Source organism: Gardnerella sp. DNF01157, from assembly GCF_049244225.1.
Classification (GTDB): domain Bacteria; phylum Actinomycetota; class Actinomycetes; order Actinomycetales; family Bifidobacteriaceae; genus Bifidobacterium; species Bifidobacterium leopoldii.
The window spans coordinates 980,708-1,001,088 of the sequence record NZ_CP058388.1 but is presented as its reverse complement, the minus strand read 5'-3'; the positions used below and the strand labels follow the sequence as shown (position 1 = coordinate 1,001,088).

The 20,381-nt window shown below is 42.1% G+C and carries 6 protein-coding genes; 4 read left to right on the top strand and 2 right to left on the bottom strand.

The features are described 5' to 3' along the window. Window positions 1–297: 297 nt before the first annotated feature. A complete protein-coding gene (locus HXT38_RS03645; protein WP_421791654.1) occupies window positions 298–7,875 on the bottom strand; it encodes a hypothetical protein in 7,578 nt (2,525 codons plus the stop codon). A gap of 289 nt (window positions 7,876–8,164) precedes the next feature. Further along, a complete protein-coding gene (locus HXT38_RS03640; RefSeq protein ID WP_421791652.1) occupies window positions 8,165–8,662 on the bottom strand; it encodes a hypothetical protein in 498 nt (165 codons plus the stop codon). Between the two features lie 320 nt (window positions 8,663–8,982). Here HXT38_RS03640 and HXT38_RS03635 point away from each other — a divergent pair, with 320 nt between their 5' ends. The 4 genes from HXT38_RS03635 (at window position 8,983) to sstT (ending at window position 20,324) form a co-directional block, all read left to right on the top strand. Beyond that, entirely contained in the window at window positions 8,983–9,573 is a 591-nt protein-coding gene (locus HXT38_RS03635) for a hypothetical protein (protein ID WP_116442655.1), read from the top strand. Window positions 9,574–9,884: 311 nt separating this feature from the next. After that, window positions 9,885–11,192 carry an MFS transporter gene (locus HXT38_RS03630; protein WP_421791650.1) on the top strand — a complete coding sequence of 436 codons (1,308 nt, stop codon included), beginning with the start codon at window positions 9,885–9,887 and terminating at the stop codon, window positions 11,190–11,192. 185 nt (window positions 11,193–11,377) lie between these two features. After that, the gene (locus HXT38_RS03625; protein WP_421791648.1) at window positions 11,378–18,640 is read left to right on the top strand and encodes a GA module; all 7,263 of its coding nucleotides are present in this window, start codon (window positions 11,378–11,380) and stop codon (window positions 18,638–18,640) included. 427 nt (window positions 18,641–19,067) lie between these two features. Then, entirely contained in the window at window positions 19,068–20,324 is a 1,257-nt protein-coding gene (sstT, locus tag HXT38_RS03620; protein WP_116971439.1) for a serine/threonine transporter SstT, read from the top strand. Window positions 20,325–20,381: the final 57 nt, after the last annotated feature.

The following is a 20,381-nucleotide window of genomic DNA, read 5'->3' as shown; positions in this document are numbered from 1 at the left end:
TTAAAAAGTGCACACACTTTGCACCCATCTGTTTATGTGCGGAAATGTTGTTTAAGAACAATTTTTATATTGCAATTCTGTCAAAAATTGTTTTTTATTGATTTTATTATCGCTTATTTGAATATATTCAAAGATGGTTCTTCTTAAATAAGATATGTTTTGAATCACAATACAAGAGTTTATATGTGTAAGTGAGCAGCGATATAGAAAAAGGAGCTGGGTTTGTGGCTCAGCTCCTTTTTCTTAATTATTTTCAATTATTAGTTTACTTTTGTTTAATTTTGTAGGTGAACTTTTTTACTCGCGATTCTTCTTGCGAGAGAAGAATGCTGCTGCAGCTCCCAGTACACCAATCATTGCGCTGATCAATCCTACTCGTTCCACTTCAGCACCAGTCTTTACTAATTGGGACGAATGCTTTGCAGGAACCTTGTTGCCAGACTTAGTAGATACGTTGGAACCTGAAGCACCAGTGGATGCATTACCAGCTTTGCCGTTGCCAGCATTACCGGTTTCAGCGTTACCAGCGTTGTTAGACGTGGAATCGTTACCCGAATCAGATTCAGAACCATTGCTGTTTCCAGTCTCAGAACCAGAACCGGAATCAGAACCGGAATCAGAACCTGTTCCAGAACCAGAATTTCCGCCGTTGTTTCCGGCTTTACCAGTGGCGCTATCGGAAGCGGTGTTACCCTTCTTATCCTTAGCGGTTACCTCACTGCCGTCTTTGACTTTGTTTGCTGGAATAGTGACTTTACCAGTTCCTTCATCAACGGTTACGCCTTCTGGAGTGTTATCACCCTTCCACTTGCCGTCATTGCCTTTCTTGACAGTGATGGTCTTCGGGTTGGTTTCACCTTCTGGCGTATAAGTGATTTCCAGACTATCAGTACCGGCTGCTGGTGTTACGTCAACAGAACCATCATTTTGAGGCGTGACGGTTGGAGCAGCTGGCTTAGCTTCTGGAGTAGTTGGGTTGTTTCCGGCTTTACCAGTGGCGCTATCGGAAGCGGTGTTACCCTTCTTATCCTTAGCGGTTACCTCACTGCCGTCTTTGACTTTGTTTGCTGGAATAGTGACTTTACCAGTTCCTTCATCAACGGTTACGCCTTCTGGAGTGTTATCACCCTTCCACTTGCCGTCATTGCCTTTCTTGACAGTGATGGTCTTCGGGTTGGTTTCACCTTCTGGCGTATAAGTGATTTCCAGACTATCAGTACCGGCTGCTGGTGTTACGTCAACAGAACCATCATTTTGAGGCGTGACGGTTGGAGCAGCTGGCTTAGCTTCTGGAGTAGTTGGGTTGTTTCCGGCTTTACCAGTGGCGCTATCGGAAGCGGTGTTACCCTTCTTATCCTTAGCGGTTACCTCACTGCCGTCTTTGACTTTGTTTGCTGGAATAGTGACTTTACCAGTTCCTTCATCAACGGTTACGCCTTCTGGAGTGTTATCACCCTTCCACTTGCCGTCATTGCCTTTCTTGACAGTGATGGTCTTCGGGTTGGTTTCACCTTCTGGCGTATAAGTGATTTCCAGACTATCAGTACCGGCTGCTGGTGTTACGTCAACAGAACCATCATTTTGAGGCGTGACGGTTGGAGCAGCTGGCTTAGCTTCTGGAGTAGTTGGGTTGTTTCCGGCTTTACCAGTGGCGCTATCGGAAGCGGTGTTACCCTTCTTATCCTTAGCGGTTACCTCACTGCCGTCTTTGACTTTGTTTGCTGGAATAGTGACTTTACCAGTTCCTTCATCAACGGTTACGCCTTCTGGAGTGTTATCACCCTTCCACTTGCCGTCATTGCCTTTCTTGACAGTGATGGTCTTCGGGTTGGTTTCACCTTCTGGCGTATAAGTGATTTCCAGACTATCAGTACCGGCTGCTGGTGTTACGTCAACAGAACCATCATTTTGAGGCGTGACGGTTGGAGCAGCTGGCTTAGCTTCTGGAGTAGTTGGGTTGTTTCCGGCTTTACCAGTGGCGCTATCGGAAGCGGTGTTACCCTTCTTATCCTTAGCGGTTACCTCACTGCCGTCTTTGACTTTGTTTGCTGGAATAGTGACTTTACCAGTTCCTTCATCAACGGTTACGCCTTCTGGAGTGTTATCACCCTTCCACTTGCCGTCATTGCCTTTCTTGACAGTGATGGTCTTCGGGTTGGTTTCACCTTCTGGCGTATAAGTGATTTCCAGACTATCAGTACCGGCTGCTGGTGTTACGTCAACAGAACCATCATTTTGAGGCGTGACGGTTGGAGCAGCTGGCTTAGCTTCTGGAGTAGTTGGGTTGTTTCCGGCTTTACCAGTGGCGCTATCGGAAGCGGTGTTACCCTTCTTATCCTTAGCGGTTACCTCACTGCCGTCTTTGACTTTGTTTGCTGGAATAGTGACTTTACCAGTTCCTTCATCAACGGTTACGCCTTCTGGAGTGTTATCACCCTTCCACTTGCCGTCATTGCCTTTCTTGACAGTGATGGTCTTCGGGTTGGTTTCACCTTCTGGCGTATAAGTGATTTCCAGACTATCAGTACCGGCTGCTGGTGTTACGTCAACAGAACCATCATTTTGAGGCGTGACGGTTGGAGCAGCTGGCTTAGCTTCTGGAGTAGTTGGGTTGTTTCCGGCTTTACCAGTGGCGCTATCGGAAGCGGTGTTACCCTTCTTATCCTTAGCGGTTACCTCACTGCCGTCTTTGACTTTGTTTGCTGGAATAGTGACTTTACCAGTTCCTTCATCAACGGTTACGCCTTCTGGAGTGTTATCACCCTTCCACTTGCCGTCATTGCCTTTCTTGACAGTGATGGTCTTCGGGTTGGTTTCACCTTCTGGCGTATAAGTGATTTCCAGACTATCAGTACCGGCTGCTGGTGTTACGTCAACAGAACCATCATTTTGAGGCGTGACGGTTGGAGCAGCTGGCTTAGCTTCTGGAGTAGTTGGGTTGTTTCCGGCTTTACCAGTGGCGCTATCGGAAGCGGTGTTACCCTTCTTATCCTTAGCGGTTACCTCACTGCCGTCTTTGACTTTGTTTGCTGGAATAGTGACTTTACCAGTTCCTTCATCAACGGTTACGCCTTCTGGAGTGTTATCACCCTTCCACTTGCCGTCATTGCCTTTCTTGACAGTGATGGTCTTCGGGTTGGTTTCACCTTCTGGCGTATAAGTGATTTCCAGACTATCAGTACCGGCTGCTGGTGTTACGTCAACAGAACCATCATTTTGAGGCGTGACGGTTGGAGCAGCTGGCTTAGCTTCTGGAGTAGTTGGGTTGTTTCCGGCTTTACCAGTGGCGCTATCGGAAGCGGTGTTACCCTTCTTATCCTTAGCGGTTACCTCACTGCCGTCTTTGACTTTGTTTGCTGGAATAGTGACTTTACCAGTTCCTTCATCAACGGTTACGCCTTCTGGAGTGTTATCACCCTTCCACTTGCCGTCATTGCCTTTCTTGACAGTGATGGTCTTCGGGTTGGTTTCACCTTCTGGCGTATAAGTGATTTCCAGACTATCAGTACCGGCTGCTGGTGTTACGTCAACAGAACCATCATTTTGAGGCGTGACGGTTGGAGCAGCTGGCTTAGCTTCTGGAGTAGTTGGGTTGTTTCCGGCTTTACCAGTGGCGCTATCGGAAGCGGTGTTACCCTTCTTATCCTTAGCGGTTACCTCACTGCCGTCTTTGACTTTGTTTGCTGGAATAGTGACTTTACCAGTTCCTTCATCAACGGTTACGCCTTCTGGAGTGTTATCACCCTTCCACTTGCCGTCATTGCCTTTCTTGACAGTGATGGTCTTCGGGTTGGTTTCACCTTCTGGCGTATAAGTGATTTCCAGACTATCAGTACCGGCTGCTGGTGTTACGTCAACAGAACCATCATTTTGAGGCGTGACGGTTGGAGCAGCTGGCTTAGCTTCTGGAGTAGTTGGGTTGTTTCCGGCTTTACCAGTGGCGCTATCGGAAGCGGTGTTACCCTTCTTATCCTTAGCGGTTACCTCACTGCCGTCTTTGACTTTGTTTGCTGGAATAGTGACTTTACCAGTTCCTTCATCAACGGTTACGCCTTCTGGAGTGTTATCACCCTTCCACTTGCCGTCATTGCCTTTCTTGACAGTGATGGTCTTCGGGTTGGTTTCACCTTCTGGCGTATAAGTGATTTCCAGACTATCAGTACCGGCTGCTGGTGTTACGTCAACAGAACCATCATTTTGAGGCGTGACGGTTGGAGCAGCTGGCTTAGCTTCTGGAGTAGTTGGGTTGTTTCCGGCTTTACCAGTGGCGCTATCGGAAGCGGTGTTACCCTTCTTATCCTTAGCGGTTACCTCACTGCCGTCTTTGACTTTGTTTGCTGGAATAGTGACTTTACCAGTTCCTTCATCAACGGTTACGCCTTCTGGAGTGTTATCACCCTTCCACTTGCCGTCATTGCCTTTCTTGACAGTGATGGTCTTCGGGTTGGTTTCACCTTCTGGCGTATAAGTGATTTCCAGACTATCAGTACCGGCTGCTGGTGTTACGTCAACAGAACCATCATTTTGAGGCGTGACGGTTGGAGCAGCTGGCTTAGCTTCTGGAGTAGTTGGGTTGTTTCCGGCTTTACCAGTGGCGCTATCGGAAGCGGTGTTACCCTTCTTATCCTTAGCGGTTACCTCACTGCCGTCTTTGACTTTGTTTGCTGGAATAGTGACTTTACCAGTTCCTTCATCAACGGTTACGCCTTCTGGAGTGTTATCACCCTTCCACTTGCCGTCATTGCCTTTCTTGACAGTGATGGTCTTCGGGTTGGTTTCACCTTCTGGCGTATAAGTGATTTCCAGACTATCAGTACCGGCTGCTGGTGTTACGTCAACAGAACCATCATTTTGAGGCGTGACGGTTGGAGCAGCTGGCTTAGCTTCTGGAGTAGTTGGGTTGTTTCCGGCTTTACCAGTGGCGCTATCGGAAGCGGTGTTACCCTTCTTATCCTTAGCGGTTACCTCACTGCCGTCTTTGACTTTGTTTGCTGGAATAGTGACTTTACCAGTTCCTTCATCAACGGTTACGCCTTCTGGAGTGTTATCACCCTTCCACTTGCCGTCATTGCCTTTCTTGACAGTGATGGTCTTCGGGTTGGTTTCACCTTCTGGCGTATAAGTGATTTCCAGACTATCAGTACCGGCTGCTGGTGTTACGTCAACAGAACCATCATTTTGAGGCGTGACGGTTGGAGCAGCTGGCTTAGCTTCTGGAGTAGTTGGGTTGTTTCCGGCTTTACCAGTGGCGCTATCGGAAGCGGTGTTACCCTTCTTATCCTTAGCGGTTACCTCACTGCCGTCTTTGACTTTGTTTGCTGGAATAGTGACTTTACCAGTTCCTTCATCAACGGTTACGCCTTCTGGAGTGTTATCACCCTTCCACTTGCCGTCATTGCCTTTCTTGACAGTGATGGTCTTCGGGTTGGTTTCACCTTCTGGCGTATAAGTGATTTCCAGACTATCAGTACCGGCTGCTGGTGTTACGTCAACAGAACCATCATTTTGAGGCGTGACGGTTGGAGCAGCTGGCTTCACGGTTATGGTTAGCTTTGCGGTGCCGGTTTTTCCTGCCGAGTCTTTTACCGTGAAGGTTATAGTATGTGTGCCAACTTCCTTCGGCTGCATATTCTTAACTGTAAGATCAAAATCCTTTTCTTTATCAGTATTAGTTGTTTGACTTGATTTTATTCGAGATGAGAGTTCGTTAAGTTCAAGACCTAAACCTTGCATCAAAGCATTTGCATTAGGTACTTCTTCAACCTTCACATCATCTTTAGCAACAATGTGAATCTTCAGATCTTGCCCAACTGCTACAGACAATGAATCGGCAGTAGCAGTAATTGTTGGGTTTTGAGTATCCTTAGGCGCAGTAGCTTGTTTTTTGTCACTGTTTTCTGAAGTTAGTTCAAATCCTTGAGTTGTTACTTTAGGAGTCTTTTCATCAGGCTTCTTTACAGTCGTTGTTGCATATACGTCGCCTGCAGGAATTTCACCATCAACAGTAATCTCCGCTTTACCACCGTTAATCGTTGTAGTAGAGCCGATTTCCTTGCCATTTTTATCAAACAGTTTAACTGTTGTAGTAACTTTAGCGTCAGTAGGAATGCCGCTTCCAACAGATACTGTTACTTTCTGCCCTTTCTTTCCAGCAAGATTAGTCAGATCAGTGTCGATAACTGGCTTCTGTGGTTTAACATTGATGGTTACATCTGCAAAATTCTTGGACTTATCGGAGTATTCTCCCTTAATCTTTCTTTCATAGGTGAATACGCCAACTGTATCAGTTTTTGGAGCAGTGCCGTTCCACCTTAAGTCTGGCTGCTTTTCAAGCTTGTTGCCGTCTTTAATCTCAACAAGTTTTGTCAATTCCGGTAATTTATCACCAACGGTAACATCAATGGTTTTACCGGTAATAGGATGTTCGTCAGCAAGTGTAGTAACTTCGACTTTAACTTTGCGTGTGGTAACGTTGCCAGAGCCATCCTCGGAAGTAATAGTTACTTCCTTGCCGTTCATTTTTTTAGTAACTTTGATGTCGACTGATGGAAGCGGTTTCTTTTCGCTTCCATCGCCTTGCGTGACTGTAGGATTTTTTGTTAAACCAGAAATACTAAACTTCTCAATATAACCCTTGTTATCGGTGGTAGTGAAGCTTAGTTTATCGCCTATATTAAGTTGAATGGTCTGATTGTCAGTTACTTCAGTGTCTTTGTAATAAATTTTTGGCGCTTCACTGTCATCCTTGTGGCGTTGTAATTTTTTATCTTCGTCAGATTGTGGATCTCGTCCAGAAACCCACGCGTAGGATGAGCTTGTTGTTCTTCCATATGTTGCAGAATCTGCCCAAGTCCAAGCATTATGTATATTAGCGTACTTTTCATCATACGTCGTAGCTTTTTCGTTAATTGCTGTATCGTTAAGCTTTACTGCGGCATGCATATGGAATGCAAGATTTACTTCTGTAGTTTGAATACCTATTCCATAATTCTTACTACTATATGGGTAATCTGGGTAAGTTGCTTTACCAATAGCGTAATCCTGATAATTTTCATGGAATAGACTCTTCATATTTGCTTCATATTGTGAATCGCTTGTTAGATTCGGTCCTAAACTATACTGGAATCTTGAAGGATTTCTTACGCCGAAGTTCTTCTCGCTATCATTTGGGAAGTTTATAGTTGTTGACTGATTGTCTACTTTTTCAAACTTGGCAAAATCGCGCGAAAGAGTAAAGTTCATCTTGCGTTTTAATTTGTCATTTTGTGATGCATCTTTAAGTTTGTAAGCGTCAAAACGTAAGTCGCGAATCGTGTCGTTTTCGAACAAACCATCGGACTTTAACTTAGCAATTTGGTATGGTACTTGCCATATATACCACTGCCTTTTTGAGAACTTTACCATCGGCTGAGCATCATTGTTGAAGAACACGTCGAACACGAGATATTTAGCACCATCTATTGTTTCGATATGTGCATACATGTCCGTTTTTTTAATCAGAGTATTGTGATCATCGCTACCATACTCGTCGGAATTCATTGTCTTTTTATCTTTATTTTCATCGTTAGTAGAACGATAACGCTGGAACTCAAGAATACTAGGAGTTTTAAGCCATTCTGGATTGTTAACAACCACATCAGCTTCACGATCTTGATACACAGAACCTGTGCTATTCGTAAGCTTTTTAGCTGTTGAAGTGTACGTTGGTGTAGGAATTGTGGTTGTTGGAACAGCCATGGCAGGTTGGCTGCCTAAGCAGGTTGCTGCTGTCAGTAAAGCAGCCATTGTTGCTAACGGAAGCGTGTGTACATTGTGTGCGGAACGCTTTCTAGAAGATTTTGATGATGTATGTTTTGAAGGGTTAACCGTTGTCATAACAATCTCCTTAATTTTTCCTAATCTTTAATGAATTTTTAAATAAATAGAACGAATTCTATGACAAATTTTGCCAACACTAGTCACAAAACTCTCCATCTCAACGGGTTTATTTAAAATTCTATCATTTTTTGTTATTTTTCATGATATTTTTCAGTTTTAAATTAGTTTAGACTGTAAAATTTCCTACGGGGGGGGGGGGTGCTCTAAATGAAAATTTTTTGCTAAATGTTATAACATCATATATTTTTCGAAAATTTCTTATTATTTTCGTAATTTGTTATACGGCTTATGGTGTGTCGCAGATTTGTGATTGGGTAATCGCTGAACAAATGTTGTAGTTTATTACCTCACTATAATTTTGATACTGAATGTCGAATTCAGACATTCTGTTTTCTTGATTAAAGAATGGAAGGCCTATAATCTTGTATCCTCTTCCTAGAATATCGTTAATCTTGTAGTTGTTTTTAATCTGTCCTAAGAATTTTTCTTTCCACCCATCTTCAAATAAAAGTTGACTACCTTTAGGTTCGACATATGCTTGATATGTTTTAACATCCTCATACTCTTTCTCACGAATAAAAAGCAAGAAATCAGGCTCAAAACGTTCACCTGAATCAAACGAATAAATGGCAAGCTCGGGGATTCTCTCATTCTTAATAAGATAGTATTCAAGTCCTTTTGCTCTAAGCTTCGGCTCCGTAAAAGTCGAAAGAATGTGAGCATTTGGAATGTTGAAAATCCAGCCTAGGGGTGCTTCTAGGATGTTTTTATGCTCAAAAATCAAGTTATCAAGCCAATCTTAAACCTTTTAACGATAGTCTTTCCTATCGTTAAAAAGTGCACTTATTTTGCCTATACATCTGTTTATGTATGGAATAAAATCCTGTGGATTGTCGGATGATTTTTAGCTACAATTATTTTGTAGATTGCATATATGCATTCTTTGTCCATAATTTACATCCCGTCAGTTTTATTAAACTCAAAGATGATTTGTACTCCGAGATGAATAAATATTTGGCAGATGATGGTGAAGAACAAAGTGAAGATTGAACATGAGAATCGTAGCTGCAATTAGGTAAAGATTAAGTTGTAGAGGAGGCATAAATGAAGCATATCAAGCATTATGCTTTTTTGACTGTGGTAGTTTGCATTATGTCACTTATTTCAGGTTGTAAGAATCAAAATAGTTTTAGCGATAATAATAGAGAAGTAAAAACAGAAAATAAAAAGTCTGCAAGGAATGAAAAACACTCAGAAAATAATGAAGATGTTGACTGGAAAGAGGTAAGTAAAAATGGTGTTGATGAAACTTTGCTCATAAAAAACATAGATGAAAAGGTTCTCACATATGTGGCTAAACAATTACAAAATCTATGCGATGAGATTGGTGAAAAGGGGATCAAAGATAAATACCATTGGCTGACAGGACAATGGTATAACGATGTAATATATTCTAAACAATACAAGAGTGTTGTGTCGTTGGGTAAAAAAGCAATGAAACCATTATTCCTAATAATATATAAAAGCAAAGAGGCTGGAATGTATGAATGGGTTTGTAGTAAAGCTCTAGATGAAATATCTGGTTTTGATTTCTCGGGATTAAACAATGGCGTAGGCTGGAGTAATTCTAGAGAATTTTTAAAGGCATTTACCGATAAAATTATTGAACAAAAAATTAGCAAACAAAAAAATTAACAACTCTCTGTTTACAATTGTCTTGGACGCCTACTACGCAAGGTGAGACTGAGTATTATCAAGTCTCTTATTTGTGATTGCTAGTGGAGAAACTCGTAGTAGTTTTAGGATGGTTTCTCAGGGCTTTAGATGCAAATTTTGCTTTTTTTTTAAACGAGAGTATAGTGTTATCAAATTTGTCAAATAAGCTATTGGATTTGTGTAGTTTGTAGTGAATTATTTAAGTTGGATAGCAATTTGCAAGTAATCATGCGAGTAGTTATGTAAGTTTGCATTATTTTGAAAAAGTTTTTAGGGGAGAGTTAGTTGCTGTGAAGACGATTTTTAGCAAAGATAATATTTTTATTCGTATGAGATCTATTAGTCCGGCATTGCGATGGGCGCTTGTTGGCTTTTGTTTTTCTATGCTCGGCAATCAGGCGTATGAAGGCTCGGTTTTGCCTTCGATTATTATTGTTGGCTTGCCGGCTTGGGTGATTGGTTTTCGTAAGACTTTTATGACGGTTGCCGATTTTCTTTCGCCATGCTCTGGTTGGATTGTTGATAAGCTTGGCGGTTTTCGCGCTCTTGCTATGACTGAAGGCGTAGAAGGCGTGCTCAGTTTGCTGCCGCTTCTTATGCTTGGCTCTCTAGCTTGGAAGTGGTCGCTTGTAGCTCTTTCTTGCGCATTGTTGATTACCGGGCAAGTGATTGATATCGCTAGCGAAGTTTTCGAGGTTGATGCTGCCGGCGGCGATGACGGCATGATTGTCAACTACAGCGGCATTGTGAGTATTTTGGCGAGTGTTACAGGAACCTTGCTCGGCTCTCCGCTTGGATCTTGGATTGCAAGCTGGTCAATTCCTGCGGTTTTGATTTTCTCGTCCGTGACTTCTTTTGCGGCTTGTGCTACGCGATTTATTATGAAACAAGATATTTCGCAAGCGTCTTGCGTAGAAGAGGAAGCATCGCAAGATGTAGAGAATGAATCGCAAGAAAATCAAGAAAAGCAAACGGAACTGGAAAATAAAGCAGATTCCAAATCTGCAGATAATCAATCTACTATTAAGAAATCTGCGAATCCATCGCTCAAGAGTAAAATCATGCTTCTTGCCGGATCTCTTTTGGTTGCTTTTATTCCTGCATGCTCTGTTTCTTATATTCTTCTTGGTCTTGGTAAGCAATATGGCTCTAAATCCTTAACAATACTGTATATTTTCAGTGGCGTAGGAAGCGTGCTTGCGTCCGTTTTATATGCGCATTCGTCTCAAAAACTCGGTTTAAGAAAAATAGCGGTTTTAGGAATTGTTGTGAGCTTGCTTGCTTATTGCTTTATGTTTAGTAGTCTTTTGCCAATAATGTGGGTTGCATTCTTCCTTGAATCGATTGGTGGAATGTTGTTGGTGGAGCCGATTATTGTTGCGCGTCAGATTCTGTTCAAAGGAAGTGCGCTCGCTAAGTTTTCTGGTTGGGCGCGCCTTGCGTTTGCGATTGGTGCTACTACTGGATCTTGGATTGGATTTGCATTCTCGTCTACGTTCCAATGGCATCTGTTGCCTATACTTGCGCTGACTTTTACTGCCGGTTTGCTGGCTGTTTTACCACAGTTGCCAAATACTAGCTATGCGGCGCTCGCATGATTATTTGGAATAATTAATATTGAATATAGTTGTGACCTTAATCACATGGTAGTTTTTGTCTATATTACTTGAATTATTACGCGGGGGGGGGGGTATCCTTTGCTCTGTTAACAAGCTCTTTTACAAGATGTGAGTTTATGTCTGCAGAGCGAGTTGAAGAGAAAATATACAAGTGAGGACTGCTAATGGTTAAGAAAACACAAGCTGCTAAAAATGCTTTACATGTGTCTAAGAATTACGCGTATTTGAAGCCGAGTACACTTCGTTCAATGGCGAAAGAGATAAGTGGAACTCGTTTAGAAGCATGTAAGTCGTATGCGGTTTCACGTTTACCGAAAATTGCTGTGACTGCAACATTGGCAAGCTTGCTTGCTTGTGGTGCTGGTTTGCCAACTCATCAAGCTTGGGCTAATGGTTTTAATCTTCCTGATGGTAGCTATAGGTATGCAAATCGCGATTCTTCTACGCAAGTACAGAAATACGTGGATATTAACGCAGTTCCTTGTGATAAGAATAAGGAAACTGATAAAGACAAGGCTGATAGGGCAACATTCGGTCAGTACTATAAGGTTGAGTACCAGTTTAATTCTCATGGTGAATGGTGGGGCGGTCGACCATTCTGGTGGGCGAGCGTGCCTAAGGACGTCACGATTGTAGACGATAGCATTACTTTGTATAAGGACGAAGAGTTGACTGGTGGTTCGGCTTCTCAAAAAACAGGTACACAATATACAAAGGCTGCTTGGGATCAGTCTGTAAGCCGTTTCTGGTTTGATAATAATAAAGCGCAAGGTGCTGAATTTAAGAGTAACTGGGAAAGAATGACCGGTGAAGCCGGCGGTTATGATAAATCTGGTGATACTCTCGATACTTCTAGGGAGTATAAGAATGCTACTAGCGCTTTGATTATTAACTGGGAGAGTAGAGGCAATAGAAGATCTAAGATTAGCTTCGTTATTAAACTGAATGATAAAACGAAGCCTTTGAAGTTTGCTGCAGGTGTGTACCAAGTGATGGGCAACTGGCATTACACTGCTGGTAAGGTTGAGCTTGCGCCGACGTTGCCAAAATACTCACAAGAGTTGGAACTCAATTATCCTACTGATAAAGTAGAGGTTGATTCTGCGAAATATGGCAAGAACCTTGCACAAGACGAAAAGAATAATGTTCTTACAAAGTTGTGGGAAGCTAATAAGAATAATGCTGATGTACTGAAAAAGCTTAAAGATATGCCGGAAGTTCCTACTGAAGAGGCTTTCAAGAAGGCTGTAAAAGTCAATAACGATGGTAGCGCAACGGTAACGTACAAAGATAACTCTACGGATACTATTTTTAAGGAGAATCTGACTAAACGCTACGTGCCATTGTCAGAGCGCACAAAAATTACGTATCCAGCTTTGACTTCTGTGAAGAATCCAACTGCTCTTGATCAGTCAGAGAAGAAGCAAGTTGAAGATGCTATTAAGAATGCTAATAAAGATAAGAATATCAAGAGTGTAACTGTTGATGCTAACGGCAAAGCGACTATCACGTTTGATGATAAAATTGGCACTCCTTCCACTAAGACAATTGAAGGCAAGTATCTTGTAAAGAAGCAGCGTTCACTTGCGGATAAGTTTACGCCGTACTATCCAGTTCCAATGGCTGTTGGAAACCCACAAGGGTTGACTCAAGGTGAGCAAACAGAACTTGTGAAGAAAGTTTATGAAGCCAATAAAACTAAAGCTGACTTCATAGATGCAATTGGTAAGCCTAACAATCTAGAAGAAGCTAAGAAATCTATTACAGTAGATAATAAAGGCAACGTGACTATCACTTATACTGATAAGTCTACTGATAAGCTCGATGGCAGCAAGCTGGTGTATCAAGCGAAGAAGCTTAATGAGACTACTTACATTACGCTTCCAGCTCGTACACCTGTACAAGATGCTAAGAAGATTCAAGAAAAAGAACAGTCAACTATTAGGCAAGCTATCTTAACAGCCAATAATGAGCTTCAAAGCAAGCTAAAAGGTAAGAATGAAAATAGTGCTATCACATTTGATAATGATAAGCATACTATGACTGTTAAGTTTAATGATGATTCAACTTCTATCTTCGACTATTCTGAGTTGGTATATACCAAAGGTAATCCAGAAAAGCCAACGCTTAAAACTGGTGTGAGTAAGAGTGGATATAAATATAACATCACAAAAATTGCTATTAATGATAAGGATAAACCGCAGGATGCTGATTGGAATAATTTTGCCCGTAGGTTTATTCAAGATAACTGGCAAGCAAAATCAGGACAAACTGCAATAACAGATACCTTTATTAACAGTCAAAGTGATCTCTTGCCTATGTTTAGCTCTCCTGATCCTACATCTACAGGTGGTATGAAACTCTATGCTTACAAAGATAAGTGGGATGTTAAAAATGGTTCAGGTCTTACTCTGTCTAACGGTCGTAGTGGTGATGGAATACTCTCTATTTATCATGGTGACAATGGAATTGAAGTGAAGAAACTTAGTGGCTGGAATCCAGGAACAGTATTTACTCTTACTAAGGACGACTGCTTCGTATCTAATGCTGCCGCTCCTAATCCTGAAGCACTTAAGAAGGAAGCTGGGAATCTTATTGACAAGATTCTTCAGAAGCATGGCTTGGGTAAGGATGAGATTGATAAGTTCAAGAAAGATCATCAGAGTGATATTGATAAGATCACTAAGCCAGAAGATGTAGACAAGATTATTAAGTCTGCTGATAAGCATGGTAAAGATGAGAAGAAAAAGAAAGATGCTCAGAAGCAGATTAATGATGCTAAGAATGATCTTGGTTTGACTCCTGCGCAAAAGACTGAACTTGATAAGAAGATTGGTGGCGAGACTGATCCTGAAAAGATTCGTGAGAAGATAAACGAGTTCCAAAAGGAACAGGATCAAAAGAAACAGGAAGAGCATAATAAGCAGCAGCAACAAGCTGATCAGCAGGCTGAGCAACAACAGAAACAGCAGCAGCAGAAAGATGATACGAAGGTTGATACTGATATACAAACTCAGAATCAGCAAGAACATCAAGACACAGGCAAGGCTGAAGAAGCTAAGAAGAAAGCTGAGCTTGATAAGCAAAAGCAGGCTGCTATTGATGAAATTAGCAATGGTAAAGATTATAAGAATCTTACGCCTGAAGATAAGAAGCAGTTTATTAAGAAGATTCTGCAGGCAACTGATGAGAATGCTATAAATACTATAAAGCAACAGGCTAAAGAAAAGGCTACTCAGAATCAGACTGCTGCTGATAGCAGTAATAACAATGGTCTTGATGCTGCTAAGCAAACTGCTAAGGATACTATCGGTAAGCTTACGAACCTTACTTCAGAGCAAAAGCAGAAGTATCAGGGTGAAATTGATAGCGCTAAAGATCTTGATAAAGTTGCAGAGATTCTCAACAATGCTGAGTTTGAGGATGCTAAAGCTGCAGCTAAGAAGAAGATTGCTGAGCTGAAGAAGAATAACAGTCTTACTGAACAAGAAGCCAATGATTTAACCGGTCGCATTGACAGTGTTAAGGATTTGCGAGAAGTTGAGGGTATTCTTGAGGAAGCTGAGCTAAAGAAAGCTAAAAAGGATGCTAAATCTGAAGTAGATAAGCTCACCAATCTTAACAAAGCTCAGAAGGATGCGCTTAAAGCAGAGATTGATGATATTGAAACTGACCCGACCAATGAGAATATGAAGACTATTGAGAAGGTCAAGACCGCTATCACTGCTGTTGTTACTAAGGCTAAAGAGCTTGACGGCAAGATGAAGTCGCTCAAGGATCTTGTGACTCTTGTTAATGGCCAGAAGTCTACTCTTACAGCAAAGCCTGATTATAAAGATAATAAGAAGACTGCTTTTGATAGTGCGTTCACAAATGCATCTACTCTTGTTGATGCAACTAAGGGTATGAATGCTGATGGTGCCAAGGTTGATGAGATTAAGAAGGCATTAGAAAAGGCTGTTCAGGATCTCGGTGGCAAAACTGTTGATAAGTCTGCGCTGCAAACACTTATTAACAATGATGCTGATTTCAAGAAGACGATTGCTTATATTAATGCAGATCAGACTAAGAAAATTACTTACAATGAAGCTATTGCTGATGGTAATGCAGTGCTTACTGATGCTAATGCAACTGCTGAGAAAGTAGCTCAAGCTGTTGATGCTATCAATTCTGCTAAAGCTGCTCTTGATGGCAAAGTCAATATAACTGGACTTGAGCAGAAAGTTGCTGAGGCTAAGAAGCTGAAGAAGTCGACTAACCCTCAATCTGCTGGCGATGCTAAGTATGAGAATGCTTCTGAAGCAAAGAAGCAAGCTGTTGATTCGGCTTTGCAACAGGCTGAGTCTGCTCTTGCTGATGCTAAATCTACAGCAACTCAAAAACCTGGTGAGGCTGCTAAGTCTCCTGAGGATAAGCAGAAAGCTGTTAATGATGCATTAACTCAACTTACTAATGCCATTAACGCTCTTGACGGTAACGACAAGACTCAATTGGTAACAAAGCTCACAGAAGTAAAAGATAAGAAGAATGATGTTTCTTATAAGAATGCTTCTGCTGGGAAGCAAGCTGCTCTCGACAATGCTATAGCTTCTGCAGAAGGTATTGTAAAGAAAGCTGGTGCAACAGCAGATGAGATTACTCGCGCTATCACTGCTCTTAAGAATGCTGTTACTGGTTTAGATGGTCATGATGCTTCTGGTTTGCAGGCGGCTGTGACTGATGCTGAGTCGAAGAAGAAGACTGTTGCTTACACGAATGCTTCTGATACTAAGAAGACTGCGTTTGATCAGGCTTTGCAAACTGCTCAGACTATTCTTGCTAAGAAGGGTGCAACAGAGAAAGAAATTTCTGATGCTACTACTGCTCTTAAGAATGCTGTTACTGGTTTAGATGGTCATGATGCTTCTGGTTTGCAGGCGGCTGTGACTGATGCTGAGTCGAAGAAGAAGACTGTTGCTTACACGAATGCTTCTGATACTAAGAAGACTGCGTTTGATCAGGCTTTGCAAACTGCTCAGACTATTCTTGCTAAGAAGGGTGCAACAGAGAAAGAAATTTCTGATGCTACTACTGCTCTTAAGAATGCTGTTACTGGTTTAGATGGTCATGATGCTTCTGGTTTGCAGGCGGCTGTGACTGATGCTGAGTCGAAGAAGAAGACTGTTGCTTACACGAATGCTTCTGATACTAAGAAGACTGCGTTTGATCAGGCTTTGCAAACTGCTCAGACTATTCTTGCTAAGAAGGGTGCAACAGAGAAAGAAATTTCTGATGCTACTACTGCTCTTAAGAATGCTGTTACTGGTTTAGATGGTCATGATGCTTCTGGTTTGCAGGCGGCTGTGACTGATGCTGAGTCGAAGAAGAAGACTGTTGCTTACACGAATGCTTCTGATACTAAGAAGACTGCGTTTGATCAGGCTTTGCAAACTGCTCAGACTATTCTTGCTAAGAAGGGTGCAACAGAGAAAGAAATTTCTGATGCTACTACTGCTCTTAAGAATGCTGTTACTGGTTTAGATGGTCATGATGCTTCTGGTTTGCAGGCGGCTGTGACTGATGCTGAGTCGAAGAAGAAGACTGTTGCTTACACGAATGCTTCTGATACTAAGAAGACTGCGTTTGATCAGGCTTTGCAAACTGCTCAGACTATTCTTGCTAAGAAGGGTGCAACAGAGAAAGAAATTTCTGATGCTACTACTGCTCTTAAGAATGCTGTTACTGGTTTAGATGGTCATGATGCTTCTGGTTTGCAGGCGGCTGTGACTGATGCTGAGTCGAAGAAGAAGACTGTTGCTTACACGAATGCTTCTGATACTAAGAAGACTGCGTTTGATCAGGCTTTGCAAACTGCTCAGACTATTCTTGCTAAGAAGGGTGCAACAGAGAAAGAAATTTCTGATGCTACTACTGCTCTTAAGAATGCTTCTAATGCTCTTAATGGAACTGTAGATACGTCTAAGTTGCAGGCTGAAGTTGACAAAGCTGATTCTTTGAAGAAGTCCGTACAGTATACGAATGCTGTTCAGGATAAGAAATCTGCGTATGATACTGCTCTTAAGAATGCTGAGTCTGCTCTTGCTGATGCGGAGAATGCTCAATCAGCGAATACTTCTGATCAGAAGCAGACTGCTGTTAATGTTGCGCTGCTTCGACTTCAAACCGCAGCTGCTGCACTAAATGGTGTTGATATTGCTGATTTGCAAGCTGAGATTGCTCTTGAGAATAGTGTGAAAGAATCTGTAAAATACGCGTATGATACTGCTGAAAAGCAGCAAACATATAATAAGGCTTTGCAAGATGCGAAGGAGCTTATATCTAAGCTAGCTGATCCTGCTGGTAAGGGCGTGGAAGTTGCTGCTAAGTCTCAAGCAGATCGTCAAGCTCTTGTTAATACTGCGTTAAAGAATCTTAAGAATGCTAAAGATGCTTTGAATGGTGTTAATAAGACGGTATTGCAAGCTGAAGTTGATGATGATTCTCACTTTAGCAAGTCATTTGCCTACTTGCTTGGTGAAGCTCCTGATTTGGATGTATATAAGAAGGCGTTGGCTGAGGCTAAACGTGTGCTTGCTGATCCGAATGCTACCCAGGCTCAAGTTGATGCTGCGTTGAAGGATCTTCAGGCTGCAAAGAACAGTATTGCGAATAAGTATAACGGTGCTGGAATCGGCAATACTGGAATCGGCAATACTGGAATCGGCAATATTGGTTCTGGTTCTGGAACAGGCAATGTCGGAACAGGTAATGCTGGAACTGGTGCTGGTGCTGGAACTGGAACTGCTGGTTCTGAAGCTGGTTATGGTGTGAATGATAATGCGCCTATTACTGTGGATAAGGGTGAGTTGAATGTTCAGATTCAGGGTGCTGAGTCTGATTCGCAGCCTGGAAATGCTGGTAACGGTAATACTGGTGCTAATACTGGTAATTCTGCCAACGTAGCTGGTAAAGCTGGTGCTGGCGTAAACTCTGGTAATGCAGGTAACGCTGCTAACACCAACGCTGCCAACGCTAACGCTAATAATGCTAATGGCGTAAATTCTGCTGTTGTGAATGCAGCTGTTGAGAATAATCCGGCTGTGAAGCAGGCGGATGCTCAAGTTGCTAAGGCTCAGGTTGCTCTTGATGCTGCTTTGGCTGAGGCTAAGAAGGTTGCTGCTGATCCTAACGCTACTCAGGCTCAGGTTGATGCTGCGGTTCAGAATCTTTCTGCTGCTCGTAAGGCTTTGGCTGCTGCTAAGGCTCATGCGGCTGATGTTCGTGCTTCTGTGCGCGCTCAGGTGTTGAAGAGTGGTAGTGTTGCTCAGCTTAGTAAGACTGGTAGTGACGTGTCTGTGTTTGGCTTGTTTGCTGCAACTCTTAGTGCTGCTGGTGCTGCGCTTTTCTCGGCTAAGCGTCGTGGTACTTCTCATCATAGTAATAAGTAGAATATTTGCTAGCTGGTCTGGTTATTGCAGATCAGCTAGTTTTAGAGCTGCTTAATGCTTGTTTAATTGTATTCAGTAAGTTTGCTGAGTATTGGGTTAATTAGCATAATGAAGTTAATGTAAAATGTGCCTCACTTTGCGTCTTTCTTTACTACGCAAAGTGAGGCATTTTGCTATTTTAGTTTGCGATTACACGGGAAGTTATTGTTGCTTACTATATTTTAAGAGTTATCTTGCTTACAAAGCACTTATTGAAGTGTTTAGTCACTGAGTTGCTAAGTTATTGAAACATTGAAACATTAAACCTTAACGATTTGCATATATATGCATCCTTATGTATAATCTTTAAAAAATAAAATCTTGCAAGTGCTAATACACGTAAAAGAGTATAAAACATTCTGCACAAATTACTATACAGGAGACTCTCATGCACAAGATTGTTCAAAAATGGAATAACATTGACCTTATTTTACGCATTGTAATTGGTCTTTTTCTCGGTGCTGCGCTTGGTATTTTTGTGCCAGCTCACGTCTATGTGCTAGATCTTATGGGAAAACTTTTCGTCAGTGCGCTTAAATCTGTTGCGCCAATTTTAGTATTTTGCCTAGTTATTGGTGCGCTTGCGCAAGCAAAAAGTGTTGGCAATATGAAATTGGTAATAGGGCTGTACGCGCTATCTACGTTTACTGCAAGCCTTGTAGCTGTATGTGCTGCTATGATTTTCCCTGTTGATTTTACTTTTGCTCATGTTGCAGCAGCGTCTTCGCCTTCTCCTCAAGGAATTGGTGAGGTGCTTAATTCACTTGTGCTAAATATTGTTGTTAATCCTGTAGACGCTCTCGTTAAAGGTAACTTTATTGGTATCCTCTTCTGGGCAATTGCTTTCGGTGTTGCCCTGCGATTAGCCGAGCCTTCTACAAAAGCATTTTTCGATAACGTTTCATCTGCTATTGGAAAAATTGTCCACTGGATTATTAACGCAGCACCTTTTGGCATTATGGGTCTTGTTTATACAACAGTTGCAAGTAACGGTCTTCGTATTTTTAGCGAGTATGGTTTCGTTATTGCTTTGTTAGTAGGCACAATGGCTGTTGTTGCTTTGATTCTTAATCCTATTTTGGTTTTCGTGCTTACGCGTAAGAATCCGTATCCTCTTGTTTTTAGAACTTTGCGCGATTCGGGTGTTACAGCGTTCTTCATGCGTTCTTCTGCTGCGAACATTCCTGTAAATATGAATTTGTGCGAAAAGCTTGGATTTAACAAAGATAATTACTCTGTTTCAATACCGCTTGGTTCAACTATTAATATGAGCGGAGCTGCTATAACTATTTCTATCATGTCTTTGTGCGCTGCTCACACGCTTGGTATTCGCGTTGATATTCCAACGGCTGTGATTCTTTCTGTGCTTTCTGCAGTTTCTGCTGCAGGTGCATCTGGTGTAGCTGGTGGTTCGCTTTTGCTTATACCTCTTGCATGCTCGTCATTTGGCATTTCAAACGATATCGCTATGCAAGTAGTTGCTATTGGTCTTATTATTGGCGTTATTCAGGATTCTTGCGAAACTGCACTTAACTCTTCCACGGATGTTCTCTTTACTGCGGTTGGCGAATATCGCATGTGGCAGCGTGCAGGTATTAAGTTTAAGATGGGCAGGGATCACGAGACTGTGCAACTTAAAAAGTAGCTGTTCTAGCTGTTGCTAGTTTTTGCTAAGTATTCTTGCTAGTGTGCGTTCTTACGT